This is a genomic window from Lactobacillus sp. B4026 (assembly GCF_026535825.1).
In the GTDB taxonomy this organism is placed as follows: domain Bacteria; phylum Bacillota; class Bacilli; order Lactobacillales; family Lactobacillaceae; genus Lactobacillus; species Lactobacillus panisapium.
The window spans coordinates 72254-91133 of sequence record NZ_JAFNPD010000007.1; the positions used below are offsets into that span (position 1 = coordinate 72254).

At 37.0% G+C, this 18880-nt stretch carries 19 protein-coding genes; 15 read left to right on the top strand and 4 right to left on the bottom strand.

Going from position 1 to position 18880, the window contains the following annotated elements; all coding sequences use genetic code 11:
- The first annotated feature begins 7 nt into the window (after nucleotides 1–7).
- Complete coding sequence (locus J3U69_RS07030) at nucleotides 8–1000, top strand: tagatose 1,6-diphosphate aldolase (protein WP_220220772.1); 993 nt, start codon at nucleotides 8–10, stop codon at nucleotides 998–1000.
- Between the two features lie 152 nt (nucleotides 1001–1152).
- Here the strand turns inward: J3U69_RS07030 and J3U69_RS07035 are convergent, their stop codons facing one another.
- A complete protein-coding gene (locus J3U69_RS07035) occupies nucleotides 1153–1914 on the bottom strand; it encodes a MurR/RpiR family transcriptional regulator (protein ID WP_103753092.1) in 762 nt (253 codons plus the stop codon).
- A gap of 120 nt (nucleotides 1915–2034) precedes the next feature.
- Between J3U69_RS07035 and pfkB the strand changes: the two genes are divergently transcribed.
- Both pfkB and J3U69_RS07045 read left to right on the top strand, forming a co-directional pair.
- The gene (gene pfkB, locus J3U69_RS07040) at nucleotides 2035–2964 is read left to right on the top strand and encodes a 1-phosphofructokinase (protein ID WP_267413541.1); all 930 of its coding nucleotides are present in this window, start codon (nucleotides 2035–2037) and stop codon (nucleotides 2962–2964) included.
- A 1-nt stretch (nucleotide 2965) separates the two neighbouring features.
- Nucleotides 2966–4861: a fructose-specific PTS transporter subunit EIIC gene (locus J3U69_RS07045; protein ID WP_267413542.1), complete on the top strand. Its 1896-nt coding sequence runs from the start codon at nucleotides 2966–2968 to the stop codon at nucleotides 4859–4861.
- A gap of 38 nt (nucleotides 4862–4899) precedes the next feature.
- Here the strand turns inward: J3U69_RS07045 and J3U69_RS07050 are convergent, their stop codons facing one another.
- Entirely contained in the window at nucleotides 4900–5484 is a 585-nt protein-coding gene (locus tag J3U69_RS07050; RefSeq protein ID WP_267413543.1) for an NAD(P)H-dependent oxidoreductase, read from the bottom strand.
- A 1-nt stretch (nucleotide 5485) separates the two neighbouring features.
- Nucleotides 5486–6022, bottom strand: a complete 537-nt coding sequence (locus J3U69_RS07055; RefSeq protein WP_267413544.1) for a TetR/AcrR family transcriptional regulator — start codon at nucleotides 6020–6022, stop codon at nucleotides 5486–5488.
- Between the two features lie 300 nt (nucleotides 6023–6322).
- On the opposite strand from J3U69_RS07055, the gene J3U69_RS07060 reads away from it, so the two are divergent.
- The 7 genes from J3U69_RS07060 (at nucleotide 6323) to J3U69_RS07090 (ending at nucleotide 14062) form a co-directional block, all read left to right on the top strand.
- A complete protein-coding gene (locus tag J3U69_RS07060) occupies nucleotides 6323–9097 on the top strand; it encodes a sigma 54-interacting transcriptional regulator (RefSeq protein WP_267413545.1) in 2775 nt (924 codons plus the stop codon).
- A 142-nt stretch (nucleotides 9098–9239) separates the two neighbouring features.
- Entirely contained in the window at nucleotides 9240–9659 is a 420-nt protein-coding gene (locus J3U69_RS07065; RefSeq protein ID WP_220220777.1) for a PTS sugar transporter subunit IIA, read from the top strand.
- Between the two features lie 12 nt (nucleotides 9660–9671).
- On the top strand, nucleotides 9672–10136 hold the full coding sequence (locus J3U69_RS07070) for a PTS sugar transporter subunit IIB (protein ID WP_220220778.1): 465 nt from the start codon (nucleotides 9672–9674) through the stop codon (nucleotides 10134–10136).
- A gap of 14 nt (nucleotides 10137–10150) precedes the next feature.
- Nucleotides 10151–10918: a PTS mannose/fructose/sorbose/N-acetylgalactosamine transporter subunit IIC gene (locus J3U69_RS07075; RefSeq protein ID WP_220220779.1), complete on the top strand. Its 768-nt coding sequence runs from the start codon at nucleotides 10151–10153 to the stop codon at nucleotides 10916–10918.
- A complete protein-coding gene (locus tag J3U69_RS07080) occupies nucleotides 10902–11726 on the top strand; it encodes a PTS system mannose/fructose/sorbose family transporter subunit IID (RefSeq protein ID WP_244986841.1) in 825 nt (274 codons plus the stop codon). Before J3U69_RS07075 ends, J3U69_RS07080 begins: the two co-directional genes overlap by 17 nt.
- A 38-nt stretch (nucleotides 11727–11764) precedes the next feature.
- On the top strand, nucleotides 11765–12760 hold the full coding sequence (locus J3U69_RS07085) for an SIS domain-containing protein (protein WP_267413547.1): 996 nt from the start codon (nucleotides 11765–11767) through the stop codon (nucleotides 12758–12760).
- 639 nt (nucleotides 12761–13399) lie between these two features.
- Nucleotides 13400–14062, top strand: coding sequence for an SLAP domain-containing protein (locus tag J3U69_RS07090; protein ID WP_267413548.1), 663 nt, complete (start codon nucleotides 13400–13402; stop codon nucleotides 14060–14062).
- 90 nt (nucleotides 14063–14152) lie between these two features.
- On the opposite strand, the gene J3U69_RS07095 is transcribed toward J3U69_RS07090, so the two are convergent.
- Complete coding sequence (locus J3U69_RS07095) at nucleotides 14153–14875, bottom strand: GntR family transcriptional regulator (RefSeq protein ID WP_267413549.1); 723 nt, start codon at nucleotides 14873–14875, stop codon at nucleotides 14153–14155.
- Nucleotides 14876–15058: 183 nt separating this feature from the next.
- Here J3U69_RS07095 and J3U69_RS07100 point away from each other — a divergent pair, with 183 nt between their 5' ends.
- From J3U69_RS07100 to J3U69_RS07120, 5 genes are all read left to right on the top strand, one after another.
- Nucleotides 15059–16054: a sugar isomerase gene (locus J3U69_RS07100; protein WP_103753085.1), complete on the top strand. Its 996-nt coding sequence runs from the start codon at nucleotides 15059–15061 to the stop codon at nucleotides 16052–16054.
- A gap of 260 nt (nucleotides 16055–16314) precedes the next feature.
- Entirely contained in the window at nucleotides 16315–16737 is a 423-nt protein-coding gene (locus J3U69_RS07105) for a PTS sugar transporter subunit IIA (protein WP_220220784.1), read from the top strand.
- A complete protein-coding gene (locus J3U69_RS07110) occupies nucleotides 16734–17204 on the top strand; it encodes a PTS sugar transporter subunit IIB (protein ID WP_103753083.1) in 471 nt (156 codons plus the stop codon). The genes J3U69_RS07105 and J3U69_RS07110 overlap by 4 nt, the downstream gene beginning before the upstream one ends.
- A gap of 17 nt (nucleotides 17205–17221) precedes the next feature.
- Nucleotides 17222–18013: a PTS mannose/fructose/sorbose/N-acetylgalactosamine transporter subunit IIC gene (locus J3U69_RS07115; RefSeq protein ID WP_220220785.1), complete on the top strand. Its 792-nt coding sequence runs from the start codon at nucleotides 17222–17224 to the stop codon at nucleotides 18011–18013.
- 11 nt (nucleotides 18014–18024) lie between these two features.
- On the top strand, nucleotides 18025–18861 hold the full coding sequence (locus J3U69_RS07120) for a PTS system mannose/fructose/sorbose family transporter subunit IID (protein WP_103753081.1): 837 nt from the start codon (nucleotides 18025–18027) through the stop codon (nucleotides 18859–18861).
- Nucleotides 18862–18880 lie beyond the last annotated feature (19 nt).

The window sequence follows — 18880 nt, forward strand, 5'->3', positions numbered from 1 at the left end:
ATTTATAATGAGATCAATATCTTCCGCAGTTGCAAAACATCTGGAAAATTTGTCAACTAAAGATGGCGTAATTAGTGCGTTAGCAATCGATCAGCGTGGTTCTTTAAAGAAAATGCTGGCTGATGCTGCTAATAAACCTGCTGATGAAACAACAATTGTTGATTTTAAAAAGGCAGTTTCAAGTGAATTGACACCTTATGCTTCGTCAATTTTGACTGATCCAGAGTATGGCTTACCGGCAACCAAAGTTCGAGACAAGAATTGTGGCTTGCTTCTTTCTTACGAAAAGACTGGTTATGATACTACTGAACCCGGCAGAATGCCAGATTTAATTGCCAATCAATCTGGGTTGCGCATTAAGAATGAAGGCGGGGATGCGATTAAATTCTTGCTTTACTATGATCCGGATGAAGGCCAAGAAATCAATGATAAGAAGAAGGCCTTTGTAGAGCGGGTTGGCGCTGAAGCAAAAGCTAACGAATTACCATTTTTCCTTGAGCTATTGACTTATGACAGCAAGATTGAAGATACAAAAAGTGCAGAGTTTGCCAAAGTTAAAGCTAATAAGGTTTTACAAGCAATGAAAGAATTCTCAGCGCCGCAGTATGATGTTACTGTTTTGAAAGTGGAAATTCCGTTTAATCTCAAGTTTGTCGAAGGCTTTAATGGAAATAATGAGGTGGTTTATACACAAGAACAGGCTAAAGACTTGCTTAAACAGCAATCTGATATTACTGATCTACCATTTATTTTCCTATCCGCTGGCGTAACGAGTGAAGAATTTATTGCTGAAATCAAAATGGCCGAAGAAGCCGGAGCCGACTTTAACGGGGTCTTATGTGGACGCGCAACTTGGAAGCCTGCTATTAAGCCATTTGCCGGTGAAAGTGAAGCAGCTGGTCGCAAATGGCTATCAACTAAAGGTAAAGAAAATATTGAAAACTTAAACCAAGCGCTCAAAGGAGCAAAATCTTGGCGTGATAAATTGACGGTTCAATAACTACAAATAAGTTAATAAAATTATTACAAAAGCACGATTCTGTGATTAATAACGGAATCGTGCTTTTGCTTGTGCGCTTTTTTAATTGTGATATGAATTTACTGATAAAATTTAACAAACTGGCTGACTAGTAGAAAAACTAGCAGCCTTTTTTAGTTAGCCTTGAAAAAGTTGGTTCTGACTGAATACGCATCGCAAAAGATTCTCGTCATAATCTGCAATGGCAAGCGTGAGCGTACTTCATATTCGGGAAAGTAATTTGTTTTTGACTTATAGCCAATGAAGGACAGCGTTGAAGAAGCTAAAATACTGCCAGCAGGATTAGTGGTAAACGTCAAAATAGGAATATCATTTTTTCGCAATGTTTTGGCAGCTTTGACCAATTCATCTGTTTCGCCATTCAGTGTAATAAAAATAGCGAGAGCATCCCGGTTTAATTTATTAGCAATTGTCATGATGATATTGGGATCAGAATGGAACTCACAGTATTTACCAGTTAGCTGCAATTTAACCATCATTTCATGTGCAATCGATTCTGACAGTCCCCGTGCAAACAAATAAACGATTTTAGCCTGTTTAGTCATGGAGATGCTATCTTCGATCGTACTGTAATTGAGATTGTGCAAGGTATTATTCATTTCAATCTCGTTTTTAGTAATAACGCTCCTAATCTTGTCATCTGCTTCATTTAAAACTGCGAAAGTAGAATTAGATTTACTTTTGAGTTTTAATGCTTCGCGATAAGAAGTATAGCCACTGTAACCCATCTTTTGCATGGTGCGAACAATTGTGGCAGTAGAAACATTAGCAAATTGACTTAACTTAACGATTGACATTTTAGCAATTTTATCCGGATTATTTTCGACAATATTCCAAAGATGCAATTCAGCGGAACTTAGTTCTTTTGTCGGCATGATTATACCTCTTTTGTAAATAGTTTTCTGTTATTTTTAGTAAACGCTATCATTTATGAAAATCGTTACACTTTATTCTCTTTATAATAGTACAAAAGGCAAGGAAAAGGAGAAAAAGCATTGATTTATACAATAACTTTAAATCCAGCAATCGATTTAGTAATTGTGACGAAAAAATTAGAACCAAAAGTTGTTAATCGAACGGAAAGTTTTGAATTGCAGCCTAACGGCAAGGGTGTCAATGTATCATTTATTTTAAAAAAGCTTGGCATTAAAAGTGTTGCGACCGGTATTGGTGGTGGGTTCACGCTTGACTACGTTACTAATGGATTGGCGGCAAAAGGAATCAAAACTAAATTTTTGAAGGTGAATGGTTTAACTAGAGTGAATGTTTTCACTAATGTCATTGACCAGAATACTGAATATAAAGAGGTTAATCCTGGACCAGAAATTAGCACAGAAGTGCAGCAGCAATTTTTGGCTTATTTTGAGGAAACACTTACTGAAGAAGATTTAGTGGTAATTTCCGGTAGCTTTGCCCAGGGGATCGAACCAAGTTATTTGGTGCAAATAGCCCGGATTGTCGCTGCCAAAAAAGCGAAGCTGGTAATTGATAGCAGCTATTTGGCGGTGGTTGATACCCTACCGTACCATCCGTTTTTACTTAAGCCTAACGAAACCGAACTGGCCAGTTTTTACCATTATAAAGGTGAAATGACTAGTGCCAAAACAGTTGAATTAGCGCAGAAATTGGTGCAGGCGGGCTGTCAAAATGTCCTAGTTTCGCTTGGTGCAAGAGGAGCAGCACTAATTAATGAAAAAGAAGTTTTATTTGCCAATGCTCCTAAAATCAAAGTGGTCAATTCAGCGTGTGCTGGTGACACGATGTTGGGTACTTTTCTTGCCTTCATAGAAAAAGGTCAGTCAGTTAGTGAGGCACTAAAAGTAGCAGTAGCTGCCGGCAGTGATACGGCAAGCAGAACGGGCTTGACGGATTTTAAATTAGATAAATTATTGCCACAAATTACGGTTAAAGAAGGGATGAAATAAAATGGCTAAATATGATTTAGTGGGTGCGACTGGGTGTGCAACCGGCGTTGCCCATACTTTTATGGCACAAGAGGCTTTGGAAAAAGCCGCCCAAAAATTAGGCTATACAATTAAAATTGAGACTCACGGACAAACTGGGGTCGAAAATCGCTTGACTAGTGACGAAATTGAAGCAGCACAAGCAGTAATCGTCGCTTCAGATATTGATGTTGGTACAGAGAGATTTGCAGGTAAAAAACTAGTAGTTGTCCCAGTTGCCAAGGGATTAAAAGAGCCGGAAGAATTAATTAACAAGGCTCTGAATGCACCAGTTTATCGCCAAGATAAAAAACTGCAGTCAACGGAAACTGTGGCAAGTAATCAAACTATTGGTAACAAGCTTTATACTTCATTAATGAATGGGGTATCCCACATGTTGCCGTTTGTAGTTGCTGGTGGGGTATTGATTGCCATCTCCTTTTTTTGGGGGATAAACTCGGCTGATCCGAAAAATAGTGAATACAACCAATTTGCTGCAATGTTAAATACAGTTGGCAGCACAACGATGAACCTAATGGCGCCAGTTTTAGGAGCTTATATTGCAGAGGCATTAGCTCAAAGGACTGGCTTTGTAGTCGGACTAGCGGCGGGCTTTATAACTTTTAACGGCGGTGGCGGCTTTTTAGGCGCAATTGTTGGTGGTTATCTGGCTGTTATCGTTGTCTGGCTTCTGCAGAAATTATTTCAGCCTTTACCAGATGATAAATTTAGGGGACTAAAATCAATTTTTCTATTTCCAGTCTTAGGCGTATTAATTACCGGTGCAATTATGTACTGGTTAAATACACCGATAAAAGCAATTAATCTGGGATTGATGTCATGGCTAAAAGGCTTTGAAAATACTAGCCCAGTATTACTTGGAATTATCGTCGGGATGATGTGTGCTGCTGACTTTGGTGGTCCGATTAATAAGGCTGCTTATGTAACGGGCACGGTTTTACTAGCCCAAGGCAATTATTACTTTATGGCTGGCGTTTCTGCTGCATGTATTGCACCACCACTAGCTACGGGATTTGCTGTTTTAATGAATCCAAAAGCATATACCAAGAGTGAAAAAACGGCGGGCTATGTCAACTTCTTATTAGGTTCAACGCATATCACAGAAGGAGCAATTCCGTTTGCTGCCAAGCACCCATTATGGAACATTCCTGCTTTTATGGTTGGTTCAGCTGTCGCATCAGTTTTAACTTACCTGACCCGGATCACAGTTCCTGCTCCACACGGTGGTTTCATTGTTTTACCATTGGTCAATAAGCCATTTTTATGGGTACTTTGGATTGTCATTGGAGCGATAATTTCTGGTGCATTACTGGCTTTAATTGCCGGCAGATTTGCTAAAAAAGAAGCTGTAGTTTCAAGTAATGAAAGTTCAACCATTACGGAAACTGCTCAGGATAATCCAGAAGACCATGATCCAAGTAAAATTTTGGCATTAAATAATATTCAAGTTGACGTTGATGTAAAAGACCGTGATGATGCCCTTAAGTATTTAGCTGATTTTGCAGTACAAAATAACTTGGCTACCGATGCCGCTAAGGTTTTGGCCAGTTACAAGCAGCGAGAACAAGAGGGTAGCACGGGAATGACTGAAGGTTTTGCAATTCCGCATGCTCAATCAGCAGCAATTAATAAATCGGCAATGATAATCTTGAAATTAAAGAAACCAATTGATTGGCAGTCGCTAGATGGACAGAAAATCGATACTGTAATTTCGTTCTTAATTCCAGAAGTAGATAGTAACTCACATTTAAAATATCTTTCCAATACGGCAAAATTATTAACTCATGAGGATTTCATTGCTAGTCTAAAAAAGGCTAATACACCGGAAGAAATCTATCACTTATTTAAAAATGAATAGCATATAAAAAAGGCAAGGCTTCGAAGAGGCCTTGCCTTTTATTTAAAACGATAGTTGGCAATATAGTTTAAGTATTTTTGGCGTTTTGACAATTTAGCAAACGTGATGCCGCCAAAATGAAGCCAATGACGCCTCTTCATTCCAAGTTGCTTTAAAGTATGATTGATGAATACTCGTTTAATGGCGTTGCCACAGAAGAATTGAAGATAAAATTTGGGCGAGGTGGAAGTTGTTAGAACATAGGTATGCTTTATGTTGGTCAGTTCACCATGAATGCCAAGAGAAGAAACGGTATGTGAAAGACCAGCTCCTTCCTTCATCACCTTGTCGATAAAGCCTTTAAGCATTCCTGGTATGCTGTTCCACCAAAGAGGTGTAATAAAAATAATACTAGATGAATTTTGTAACATGGTTAAATACTTTGTTACTAATGGATCATGTGTTTCGCCATCATGGTATAACCGTAATTCTTCCTTATCGTAGACCGGATTAAAATGTTCAGCATAAAGGTCAATTATCTGGAAATGTTGCTTTTGCTTGTTTAAGTTAGTTTTTACCATGCTCAAAATGGCGTGATTAAAGCTTTTTTCATAAGGGTGACAATAGACTATTAACGTGCTCAAGTTAGTTCGCCCCCTTCATTATTTCTGTTAAAGTTTTGCGTACTAGGTCGGGGTGATAAGTAGTAACTTTATTTTTAATTAAAAAGGTATATCCCTGGATAAATGACCAAATTTGAATAAAAAAATCTTGATTATTCATATTAGAGTTAGTGTTAATTTGATCAATTAATTGTAGTAATTTATGTAAAAAAGGATAAGTAAGATCTTTTTGCTTTAGAGCGATAATAGATTGGTCATTAAAAAACAGAAATTCCATCTTATTTGGGTGTTTTTGCATTTGATTGACAAAATAATCAGCAATTTGTAACAGCTGTTCAGTAGGTGAACTGCTGTTAAAGTCAATTGCTTCAATAAACTCCTGTGATAATTCTTGGGCTACTGCTTTAAATAAATCGTCTTTATCTTTAAAGTGTTTATAAAAGGCTCCTGTCGTTAGATTAAGCGCAGCCGTAAGTTTACGCAAAGACAAATTTTGATAGCCATTCTTATCAATTACTTGTATAGCCCGCAAAATCAACTGGTCTTTAGTATGTTTCATAGTAATTTTCTCCTTGATAACGGCGTTATCTTTTAACTTATGATAACACTGTTACCCTAATTGAACAAATCTGTAGGAACTCATAGTTCGAACTATTTCTACCATTATATTTAAAAAGTCATTGACTTACTTTTAAGTTTTAGATTAAAGTTGGAGTTATGATAAAGCGCTTTTTTAGCTAAATGTTTAAATTTACCAACCTGTATAATTGCGACTAAAGAGCCTTATTATATCAGCGAAAATAAGCAATTTGCAAAAACAAGTTAAAGACTATCTTGGGAGTATAAAAGGGAGGTTAAATTGAATCTGAAAGAAAAAATTTTTGCCCAAATTCAGCAGCAAACAGCAAGTAATTTATACTCAACTACCGAAATTGCTCAAAATTTAGGAGTGAGAAGAAATACCGTAAGTTATTATTTAAATCAATTAGTAGCAGAGAAAAAAATTATTAAAATCGGTGGTAAACCTGTTGTTTTCGTTGACCGTGCTGCACCAAAATTGCGGGATTTAGCTCTTCAAAATAAGTATCAGAATATGGCTAGTTTTAAAGCTGCCCTGACAAAAAAGGATGTTTTTACTGAAGTTATTGGCTATAACAGTTCACTATATAACCAGATTCGTGAACTAAAGGCAGCTGCATCTTACCCCGGCGGGTTACCAGTTTTGTTAACAGGAGCCACGGGAACTGGCAAAAGCTATTTAGCTGGCAAATTTTATGAATATTGCGTGAATAAGGGTTATCTTCAAAAAGATGGCAAGTTTGTTAGTTTTAACTGTGCCGAATATGCCGATAATCCTGAATTGCTTACCAGTACGCTATTTGGCTATACCAAAGGAGCTTTTACTGGTGCAGATACGGCTAAACCGGGCTTGTTTGATAAAGCCGACGGCGGGATGCTTTTTCTGGATGAGGTACACCGGTTGGATGCAAAAGGGCAAGAAAAATTATTTTCTTACTTGGATAAAGGGGAATTTTCTCCTGTTGGAGCAGCTAGTGCAACGAAAAAAGTTCATGTCAGGTTGATTTTTGCTACAACTGAAAACATTAAAAGTAATTTTTTACGCACTTTTATTCGGCGAATTCCTGTCCAGATTACCCTACCGCCAATAAAAAAGCGGACAAGTGAGGAGATTCGTTCATTAATCTTACACTTTTACCTTGAACATGCTCGAAAAATTAACCGTGAGATTATTGTGGATGACAAAGTATTTTCAACGCTAGTTCATATTGGTTACGAAAATAATATTGGCCAATTAAAAAATATTGTTTTGCTATCTTTGGCAAATGCGTTGAAGCGTCGTTCAGATGAAGAGAAAACTGCAATTTCGGTAAAGCTAGTTGATTTACCGTACAAGGTGTTAATGTCAAATTATGTTAAGGAATATGCCGTTTCAAGTCGTGAAGCTGCCCAACTGGTGATTAAGCCTACTAGTCACATCAAGGACTTTTTGATTCAAAGGTCAGACTCAAACCATATTGAAGAAACGATGCGGCAAATTTTAACGGCCTATACCAAACATTACCCGATTGCTACATTTAAAAAAATGGCTGACGAAAAAATTGCGGAACTATGCGATTTTTTGGTTTTTAAGCAGCAACGATTAGGTGTCGGACCATTACCGCTCAGTTTTTTTCAGGAAATACTAAATCAAAAATTTGGTTATTTACAAAATGATTTTGGTAATGACCTCAATGGTAATGTCATTTTAACCCTGGCATTTTATTTTTATTACAGGCAAGCTAATCAGTGGCACTTGTCTTTATCAGAACAAAAAACTTGTAAGCAAATAATGCAGGAATGGGATATTACCAGTGACAATGATCAGCTTACTTCCCTAATTATGTCCACGTCTACCGAGATTTTTAATCTTCACGTAGACGAATTTGATAACTTATTTTTACTGCTTTTTCTCAATAGTATTCAAAAAAGTGAAAACCCTGATATTATTCATGGCGTTGTATTGGCGCATGGTTATTCAACGGCCAGTAGTATTGCTAATGTCGTTAATAAATTAGAAGGAAAGAATTTATTAGACTCATTTGATATGCCGATTGATATTGAGCCCGAGGATATTGCCCAAAAAATTCGCAGTTATGTCAAAATTCATCAGGTTAAAAATGGCTTGATATTAATGGTTGATATGGGTTCATTGGAACAGATTCCGCAATTGCTAAAAACCAGCCTAGATTATCCCATTGCGATTTTTAATAATGTTTCAACGCAACTAGCTTTGTTTGTGGCAGACTGTCTAAAGAAAAAGATGACCCTAGAAATGATTGTTAAAGAAACTAAGGCAGCCGTTAACAATGATTACAAAATTATTTATCCAGCGGTATTAAAGAAAAATATTTTGATTATTTGTTGTAATACCGGTGTGGGTACGGCCAGCAAAATTAAGCAGCTGCTTCTTGCCAGTTTGCCAAAAAAGATAAACTTATTGATCAAAACCTACGATTATGACTTTTTAAATTTAACCGGTCAAGAAAAATTGCTAAAGGAAAAGTACCATATCTTAGCGATTGTCGGCACGGTTAATCCTAAATACCAGGATATTGCTTATATCTCTCTTGATCAATTAGTTAACGGGGAAAAGATTGAAGACTTGCAAAATGCGCTGGCCGGTTTCTTAACTAAGAAAGAGTCACTGGAATTTAATAGTAATGTTGTTCGCAACTTTACCATTGAAAAAGTGCTGAACTCGTTAACAATTTTGGATACTCACGTAGTCATGAAAAATATCGACCTTGTTTTAAAAGAGCTCGATGCATTTTTAACCAAACCATTGAAAAATCGAACAAGGATGTTACTGTATGTTCACATTAGCTGCATGATTGAACGGATTATTCGAAAGCAGCCGCTAACGTCGGAACCAGAAGGCTTGTCTTTTGCCAATGAACAAGAGCTTTTGGATAAATTAAAAAGTTCGCTCAATATTCTGGAAACAATTTACAGTATTAGTATTCCGAAAAATGAGGTGAAGTATATTTGCGAATTAATCATTAATTCTGAAAGTGATATCAATACGTCTGCAGATGATAACAATTCTTTTGACACTTCTACAATTACCGAATAATGTGTCAAAAATGGTGCAATTAAAATAAGCAAAATAACGCCCAATCATGATTATGGAGGCAATCATGGTTGGGTCTTTTTTATCTGACAGATCTTGGCACGAAATTTGCTATTAAATAAATGAAAGTGGGGGTGAGAAGTAGATGAAGCGGCATTTAGAATTAGCTTCACATGGACATTTGGCATCCGGGGCATTAAGTGCCTTAAAGATTTTAGTTGGAAACAAAAATAATATTTCGGCAGTGGATTGTTACGTGGATAATTCTTTTGATTTGCAAAAAACGGTGGAAAAAGTCATCAGTGATCATAAAGAAGAGGACTTAATTGTGGTAACAGACTTATTTGGCGGCAGTGTCAATAACGAATTCATGCAGCATCTGACTGATAACGTCTTTTTGATTGCGGGGATGAATTTGCCATTCTTATTAGAATTAGCAGTCAATTTAGATTCGCCTGTGCCAACTAAAGAAATTATCCAAAATGCACTGAATGCCTCAGCCAAGAGCTTAAAATTTTGCAACGCAATTGACTTGTCCGAGACACTTCAAGATGAGAACTTTTAGAAAGGAAAAATTATGATTGTTTTAACAAGAGTAGATCACCGTTTATTACATGGTCAGGTAGCTTTTTCGTGGACGTCACATTTATCAGCTAATTGTATTTTATTAGCTAATGATAAAATCGCGCAGGATGAAACCCAAAAGGCAATTACCAAGTTAGCTAAGCCAAGTGGGGTTAAATTAGTAATAAAAACCGTTGCTGATTCGATCAAAGCGCTTAATAGCGGTGTGACAGATAAATATAAATTGTTTATTGTTGTTGCCAGTGTTGACGATGCTTATCAGCTTGTCAAACAGGTGCCACAAATCAAGGCACTTAATTTAGGTGGTACTAAGGCCGGTGAAAACAAGAAATCCTTATCGGCAGCTATTTTTGTTACTGCTGATGAAGAAGCCAAGTTAAAAGAATTAAGTGATGCCGGGATAGAAATCTATTGCCAGCAGGTACCAACAGAAAAGAAAAAAGAGCTTTTTAAGTAAAAGGAGGAGCAATTATGCAAACCTTTTTAATTTTTCTAGTGGCGATCTTTGGTTATGCCGAATATTTTTTATTTGGAAGAAGCCAAACTTATCGGCCAATCGTGATGTGCGCTCTGACAGGATTGGTATTAGGTAACTTATCTGCCGGAGTTATTATTGGCGCACAAATGGAACTAGCTTTTATCGGGGTGCAGGAAATTGGATTGTCAACGCCGCAGGATATGGTTTCCGCCAGCATTGTGGGCACTAGTATTGCAATTCAGTCAGGCAGCAACTTTGCAACGGCAATTGCCTTCGGTTTACCAATTTCGATGGTAGTGCTATTTGTTCAAAATCTCGTCTATGTTTTAATTTCTCCGGCATTTGTTGCTAAATGTGAGCAGATTGCTGGTGAAGGAAAAACTAAATTATTCAGTCGGTTTACTTTTTGGGGCGGAACCATTCTACACTTTGCGCCTTCCATAATTTTAGTTACGGCAACATTTGTTTTAGGTAATCATTTTGCCAAAAGCATTATTAACTTGATTCCCAATTTTGTTCAAGACGGTTTAATTGTTGCAAGTGAAATTTTACCTGCCTTTGGTTTTGCCATGCTACTTGAAGTCATTATGAAAAAAGAAATTTTTCCCTTCTTCTTTCTTGGCTTCCTGATTGCAGCCTATCTAAAAGTCCCAATAATGGGGATTGCCTTCTTTGGCGTAATCTTGATTGCAATTATGTACTATCGTGACCAAAAACTAGCAACAGAAACGGAGAGTGAAGCAAATGACGACGACTTCTAGTAAATTACGGCCGAAAGATTTTCGGCGCGCTTTTTGGCGCACGTTTTCAATGGGTGCTTCGTGGGAGTACAGTAAGCAGTTAGGCGTTGGCTATGCTTATGCAATGACACCGCTATTAGAGCGAATTTTTCAAAATAAACCGGACAAGTTGAAGGAATCATTAAAGCGAAACACTGAGTTCTTCAATGTCTCTAACTTTTGTGCATCAACCATTATGGGCATTTCGGCCTCAATGGAGGAGCGCTATGCTGACAGCGATGATTTTGATCCCAATACAATTAGTAATATTAAGGCTAGTTTAATGGGACCTTTATCAGCAATCGGTGATTCGCTAATGATGGGGACTTGGCGAATTATTTGTACTAGTATCGCTACTGTGTTCGCACTGAAGGGTAATTTCTTAGGACCGCTTTTGTTTATCCTTGCTTACAATATCCCTTGCACATTGGTCAGATGGTATGGCTTAAAATACGGTTACCAATTTGGTGTTGGCTTTTTGGATAAGTTGAACATGTCAGGAGCCTTTGAAAAATTATCATATTATTCTTCAATCTTGGGCATGATTGTGATTGGAGCAATGACCTCTAATTACGTTGTGATTAACACGCCACTGAGCTTTGGCAAGGGAAAAGCCAAATTAACGCTGCAAGGCGATGTCTTAAACCAAATAGTTCCGGGATTATTACCGTTACTAGCAGTTTTTATCATGTATAAATTGCTAAAAAAAGGTGTGAATGTGGGCTGGATAATTTTTGGGACATTTGTTCTGGGAATTGTTTGTTCATACTTTAAAATCTTTGTCCCATAACCAAAAATAAGAAAGAATTTTAAAACTGAGGTAAAAAAATGAAATTAAATGAACAAGAACTAGTTAAGAAGTTAACTGAGCGTGAGATAAGCGACTTTTATTTTGCAGCTTGCGGAGGCTCATTAAATGATCTTTATCCGGCACACTATTTTATTGAAAAAGAGAGTCGCCGGCTCCATTCCACCTATCTGCCAGCAAGGGAATTAACGTTGACTGATCCGCCACGCTGGAATGAGCATAGCGTAACCTTTGTCTTGTCTCATAGCGGTAATACGCCAGAAGTAATTGAAGCAGCAAGATTGGCTAAACAGAATGGTTCGTTTGTCATTGCTATTAGTCATGACCCAGAATCAAAGCTTGCTAATCCTGACTTATACGATGTTTTTTATACCTATGAGTGGGATGAAAAGACGTCACAACAAGATGTTCCAATGGGAATGGAGTTGCGTATTTTAAACGAATACTTGCATCAAACAGAGGATACTTACCAAAATTATAGCCAGATGCTTGCCGGCCTAGGTAAAATTGATCAGATTATTGCTAATGCGGAGAAATATCAGCTGCCAGCTGCCCAAAAATTTGCGCAAAAGTATCGTAAACAGGATTTTATGTATATTCTAGGTTCTGGTGCAGCAAGATCACAAGCGTATGGCTTTGCGATTTGTTCTATGATGGAAATGCAATGGATGGATTGTGCTTTTATTGATTCAGCCGAATTTTTCCATGGTCCATTCGAAGTATTGCAAGATGATAAATTATTCATTCAATGTGTCAATGTGGGGAAAAATCGGGTTCTGGATACTCGTTCCAGAGATTTTATTCAAAAATATCACGGGCAAATTGAAATTATTGATGCTAAAAACTTTGGCATGGAAGTTATTGACGATGCTGTTGTTGATTACTTTAACCCATTTGTCTTTTACAAGATGGGCGTTCTGTACCGTGATCAACTAGCATTAAAGAGAGCCCATGACACAGATTTTAGACAATATATGGGAAAAGTCGATTATTCTTATAAATCAATTTTTTCTTAAATAGCGGTAGATTAACACGGATAAATACCAAAAGCCTTTGTTTTAGTGGTCACTAAATAAAGGCTTTTTTGGGTAAAGAAAAAAGCTTCTTTATATGAGAAGCTTTACTGCATCAAATTAAGAGAACTTAATCTGCAATTTTTTTAGCATTTGCTAATGCCTTCATGATTGATGGGTTCTTTAAGTGACAATCCTTAATCATTTGAATGTCTTTTTCGTCTAATTCAACAGTATATTTACTCATAATTAGTTTCCTTTCTCCAAAATATAATTTAACTATAGCATTTTGGATCAAGGAATGAAAAGCCGGACTAGAAGTTTTTCATTTTTGTTGCAAATTACTAATTCGTCTAGACCATTTGCTTAGTACAAACGGACGTTCTTGTATTTAGCAAATTTAGTGTAATTAGTTGCTATAATAGGAACTTACTAAATGCTGTTTGCTGTAATAAATATGTTACAAATATGACAAGCAATTTTTACCAAGTAACTTTTTTTTAAAAATCGAGTGATAACTTTGTTATGATTCTGAAATTTTTACGCTGTAGTATATATACAATCAAATTGATCAGTAAGAACTTTACTTGTTAGTTTGATATAGAAAAAAGATAGGGTTTTTTTATTAAGGAGAGATATTTTTTGAAGGTAAAATCTATCTTAGCTAAAACGGCGGCAGTAGCAGCTGTATCAGTTACTGGTGTAGTTGCAATGAACAGTGCAAATCAGGAAACTGTTCACGCTGCAACAGTAGAAAATGATGCAGAAGTCGTAACTGTTAACTACGTTGATGGTAACTCAATCCACGTTTGGAACAGCTACAAGACTCCTGAAGCTACTGGGCAAATTTTACCAAGTAATTCTTCATGGAAAGTTATTAAAACTGCTTATGATAAAAATGGTCACAAGTGGTATGACTTGGGTAAGAATCAATGGGTAAAAGCTGAGTATGTTAACAAAGGTTATTACCCAGAAAACGCTTCTAACCAAGAAGCAGTAGTTGCTGATAACAGTGCTGCAAATACAGCTAGCACAAATGTTTCTTACAATGCTACTACTCAAAATTATGCTGGTGGTTCTGATTATGAATCTTCTGCTAAGGCATGGATTGCAAATCGTGAATCAGGCGGCTCATACAGTGCTCAAAACGGCCAATACATTGGTAAATACCAACTTTCAGCTTCATACCTTAACGGTGACTACTCTGCTGCCAACCAAGAACGTGTTGCCAACAGTTACGTTGCTAACCGGTATGGTTCATGGTCAGCTGCTAAGGCCTTTTGGCAAGCAAATGGCTGGTACTAATCGCCTGAAATAGACAATAAATATAAATAACAACTTAATAAGTAAAAAGGGTCTAGTCAATTCGACTAGGCCCTTTTTTGGTAGTTAATTTTAATGATCAATGGCATAAGTGAACTTGTCACTGCGCAAAACTTGTTGCGAAATGTGCATTGGCAAGTTGTGATTATCATACACAAAGTCTTTAATTTGCATTAAGGCTGTTTTTTCGTCTACGTTTAATAAGAAAGATTCTTCTCTAGTGGCAAAAGTAATTTTAAAAGTTTTTTTGCCTGTGCTTGGAGATACCATGAAGTTCTTTTTCAATAGTTGGTATAACGGCGAATCAAGATCAGATTTTTCAATCCCGGCAAATTTAGGTGGCAGCCAAATCCACTCAACGCAGAAAGGCACCTCATCAATGTATCTTAACCGTTTAATTTCAATTAATTGCTCATCGTCTTGTAGTTGCAAAAAACTTCTTTGCTCAGGTTGACCTGGGACTTCCTGAACGCTAATTAGCCGGGTAGACATCGTCTTTCCGGCTTTTTTTACGCTATCAGTGAGACTAGAAAAATGATGATTCTGTGTTTTGACCTCGTTACCCTGATCTGAAACATAAGTTCCTTTTCCCGGTAATTTAATCAAAATATTTTGATCAGACAATAATTTTAATGCCTTGCGCACAGTAGTCCTGCTTAATTTGAATTCCTCTTGCAAAGTCATTTCTGAGGGGATCGCGTGACCTTCTTGATACTTTTTGTCATCAATGCGTTTTTTGATAATATCCGCTAAATGAATATAAAGGGGCGTATGTCCTTCTTCTTTTTCTAACATAAATCTGCCTATACCTTAATTAGTTTATTAATATTATAGCAAAAGAAGTTTACTTAAGCACAGGTGTTAGTTTTTATTTGCTAAAAATAAATACATGTATTATATTTTTGGCCTTTACTTTTTAAATAAAGCGCTTTATTATGATAATTAAAAGATACAGGTATCATTTTAAGGGAGGAAAAGATGAAAATACAAGAAGAAGTGAAAAAAGTAGTCAAGCAGGCGATAGCCAAGATAGCAAAGCACGGCAAGATTAAACAAATTTTGTGGGTAGGAGCTGGTGGCTCATTTGGTGGCTTTTATGCAGCTAATTATTTTTTGCAACAAGAAGCAAAAAACATTTTTACCGCAATGTATACCAGTGGTGAATTTATTTATGCAGCCCCGAAAAATCTGGACCAAAACACCTTAGTAGTTTTGTGTTCAATGAGAGGTACTAAGGAAACAATTGCTGCTTCCCAAATTGCACAAAATGCGGGCGCAACCACAATCTCCTTATATGTGGAAAAATCAGCACTATTAGACTACTCTGACTACCAAATTAAGTATGAGAGTTTGGCACTTGATGAAAGTAGGATTGAACGGGTTAATAGCAGTATTGGTCTATGTATTGCTATGAATGTATTAAATGAAGTAGAAGGCTATGATAATTATGCAGCTGCGATGGCGGCTTTTGCCGATTTAGATCCAATTTACCGCAGGGCGGTCGAATACACGACTCCTTTAGCCAAAAAATGGGCAGAATTAAATAAAAAGCAAAGGACAATCTACGTTATTGCCAGCGGGCCCGCCTATGGAGCCGCTTATATCTTCTCGATTTGTAATTTGGAAGAAATGCTGCAGTTGAATTCACCCACCATTCACAGCTACGAGTACTTCAACGGACCATTTGAAGTGACCGATAAGGGAAAATCAATTTTTCAATTGCTCGCTACTGGAAAAACGCGTCCAGAGGATGAACGTGCTTTAAGATTTGAACAAAGATTTGCTGGAGAGAAATTATACGTATTAGATGGTAAAGAAATTGGCCTAGATGATCTCCCAGAAGAGATTGCCCCATATTTTAACCATTCAATTTTTTCTTCTATCTTAAATAACGTTTATATGAGGGAACTATCATATACAACACATGAAAGTTATCTGACTCGGCGCTATATGTGGAAAGAAGAGTATAAGTAATGCTGCTAATTGCTGTAGCCCTTAACAAGAGCGCAGCTTTTGGCAGAATACCCTTAAGATTGATCAATAATTAAAAATCTCATTAAAAAGCAATGACACCGCTTTAAAATGATAATAATGCAAAAATAATTTAATTATTTTCAAAGAAAAGCTTTACAGAATTTAGGCATTATAATATTATTTAGATATACGTATTAATACATCATACTTTTAGAAAAGACATTTTAGAATATTTGATTTTTGATTAGGGGTGAAAAGAAGTGAAAATAATTTTAGTTAGTCACGGCAAGCTTGCAAAAGGCATGAAGGATACAGTTGAGATGATTGCTGGTAAGCAAGACAATCTTGAGGCGTATGAAGCTTATGGCAGTGGTTCCGAAGACGAAGGTTTTATTACCGAAGTCAAACAATCTGTTGCTGCAAGTAAAGAGGACAAAGTTATTGTTGTGACGGATGTATTGGGTGGATCTGTTAATAATGAAATGATCCAGTTATTAAAAGATCACCATAACTTAACGCTTTTGACTGGCATGAATTTACCTCTGATTATTACTTTAGTTACCACAGTGAATGCGCAGGATAGTGAAGATGCTATTTTGGAGGCAATTGCCGAAGGACAGAAGGGAGTTTTATCAGTTAATAAGTTAATGAGCGAAGATGATGATGAAGGAGATTTATTATGATAAAGGTAATTAGGGTTGATCACCGTTTATTGCACGGACAGGTAATATTTTCGTGGACCAAGTTTGCAAATATTGAGCGCGTAATCGTAATTGACACAGCCACTGCTAAAGATGATTTTAAGAAAATGTCGTTAAAGTTAGCTAAACCAGAAGATGTTCGCTTAAACGTTTTTAGTGTCGATGCTGCAATTGCTAAAATCGATCAAATCAAGGCCTTGAAAGATAACATTATGTTGATCTTTGAAAATGTCACTGAATTGAGTAAATTTATTGATCAATTTGGACCAGTTGAAGAAATTAACTATGGCTTAATTCCAGCAAAGCCTGATGCCAAGCGCTTTAGCAATGCTGTTTACTTGACGCCTGAAGAGGTTAAATTATCAAAAAAGATGTGTGATCAAGGAATAAAGATTTCAATGCAACAGGTTCCTTCATCTAATAAAGAGCTTCTAAATAATGTTATTTAGAAAGAAAGGCTAGAAAAATGTTTTGGAAAGCATTAATCGTCGGACTAATTGGTGTTTTTGCCATGTTCGACTCAAGACTTCTTGGACGTGAAAATTTTGAACAACCATTAATCATCAGTACCCTAGTGGGGTTGGCATTAGGAGATCCTGCCAAAGGACTAATGGTTGGTGCCACACTGCAATTAGTATCAATGGGGATTGTGGCCGTTGGAGCCGCTGTTCCTCCCGATATGGTTCTGGGCTCAGTTGTAGCCTCAGCTTTTGCGATTTTATCGCATACAAGTGCTCAAGCGGCACTAACTGTGGCTTTGCCAGTTGCGGTTTTAGGTCAATTGGTTGCTATTGTCGTCAGAATGCTGTTTTCTTCATTTAACTCGCTAGTTGAAAAAGCAATTGATGATGGCAAATTTAGAAAGGCCCGTAGTTACCATATCGTCTATGGTCCAATTATTTATGGCTTGCTTTATTTCATCCCAATCTTTTTTGCAATCTACCTAGGAACCGATGCGGTTACCGCATTGGTAAAAATGATTCCTGCTTGGTTGACAAACGGCTTGACCTTAGCAAGTAAAATTTTGCCAGCATACGGATTTGCGTTACTAATGTCAACCATGATTGATAAGAAAAATGCTGTTTACTTATTCTTAGGTTTCTTTATTGCGGCATACGGCAAGATGTCGGTAATCAGTGTTGCCATTTTTGCAGTGATTTTAGTAATTATCTTGAATAAGTTTATGAATAATAATGGTAATAACGATTCTGGCTCTTCTGCCAAAGATGATAGCCTAGATGATTTGGAAGAATTATAGGAGTAAAAATTATGGCTGAACAAAAACACACAAGTAAGCAATTACGTCATAAATTTTGGCAATTCTTCTGGCGGTCATGGGCCATTCAAACTTCGTGGAACTATGAGCGGCAGATGAACATGGGCTTTATGTACGGCATGGCGCCAACAATTGATGAGATTTATGGTGAAAAACCGGATAGCCCAGAAAAATTACAGAAGAAAAAAGAGGCCTATCACCGGCATATGGCATTCTTCAACTGTACTCCGCAGTTAACCTCGTTTGTTTTAGGTTTATCTTCGGCAATGGAAGAAGAATATGCGGAAAATCCTGATACCTTTGATCCGGAGTCAATCAACAGTGTAAAGACTTCATTGATGGGGCCATTGTCAGGAATTGGTGATTCCTTTTTCCAAGGAACAATAAAGATTATTGCTTTTGGGTTAGGAGTTAATATGGCCCAGCAAGGCAATATCTTTGGTCCAATCCTGGCAATGATAATTTCCATCATTCCGTCCGCTGCTGTTACTTATTGGGGCGGCAAATGGGGCTATCTGCAAGGAAAGAAGAATATCCAAAAGCTGATTGGCAACGGAACGATTAACCGCATTATGTCATTGATGAATGTGGTTGGTTTGATGGTAATTGGGGCCATGATTGCCACAATGATTGGGATTACGACGCCAATTAAATTTGGTAAGACTTTTGTTTTACAAACGACGTTGGATTCGATTTTCCCACAGATGCTGTCCTTGGCCTTTACCTTTGGCATGTTTTACCTAATCAAGAAAAAGGTTAATACCGCTTGGATTATGGTGATCTGTATTGTCGGCGGTATCTTGCTGAGTGTATTAGGAATTTTTAACTAAATATTGGTAACCAGTTATT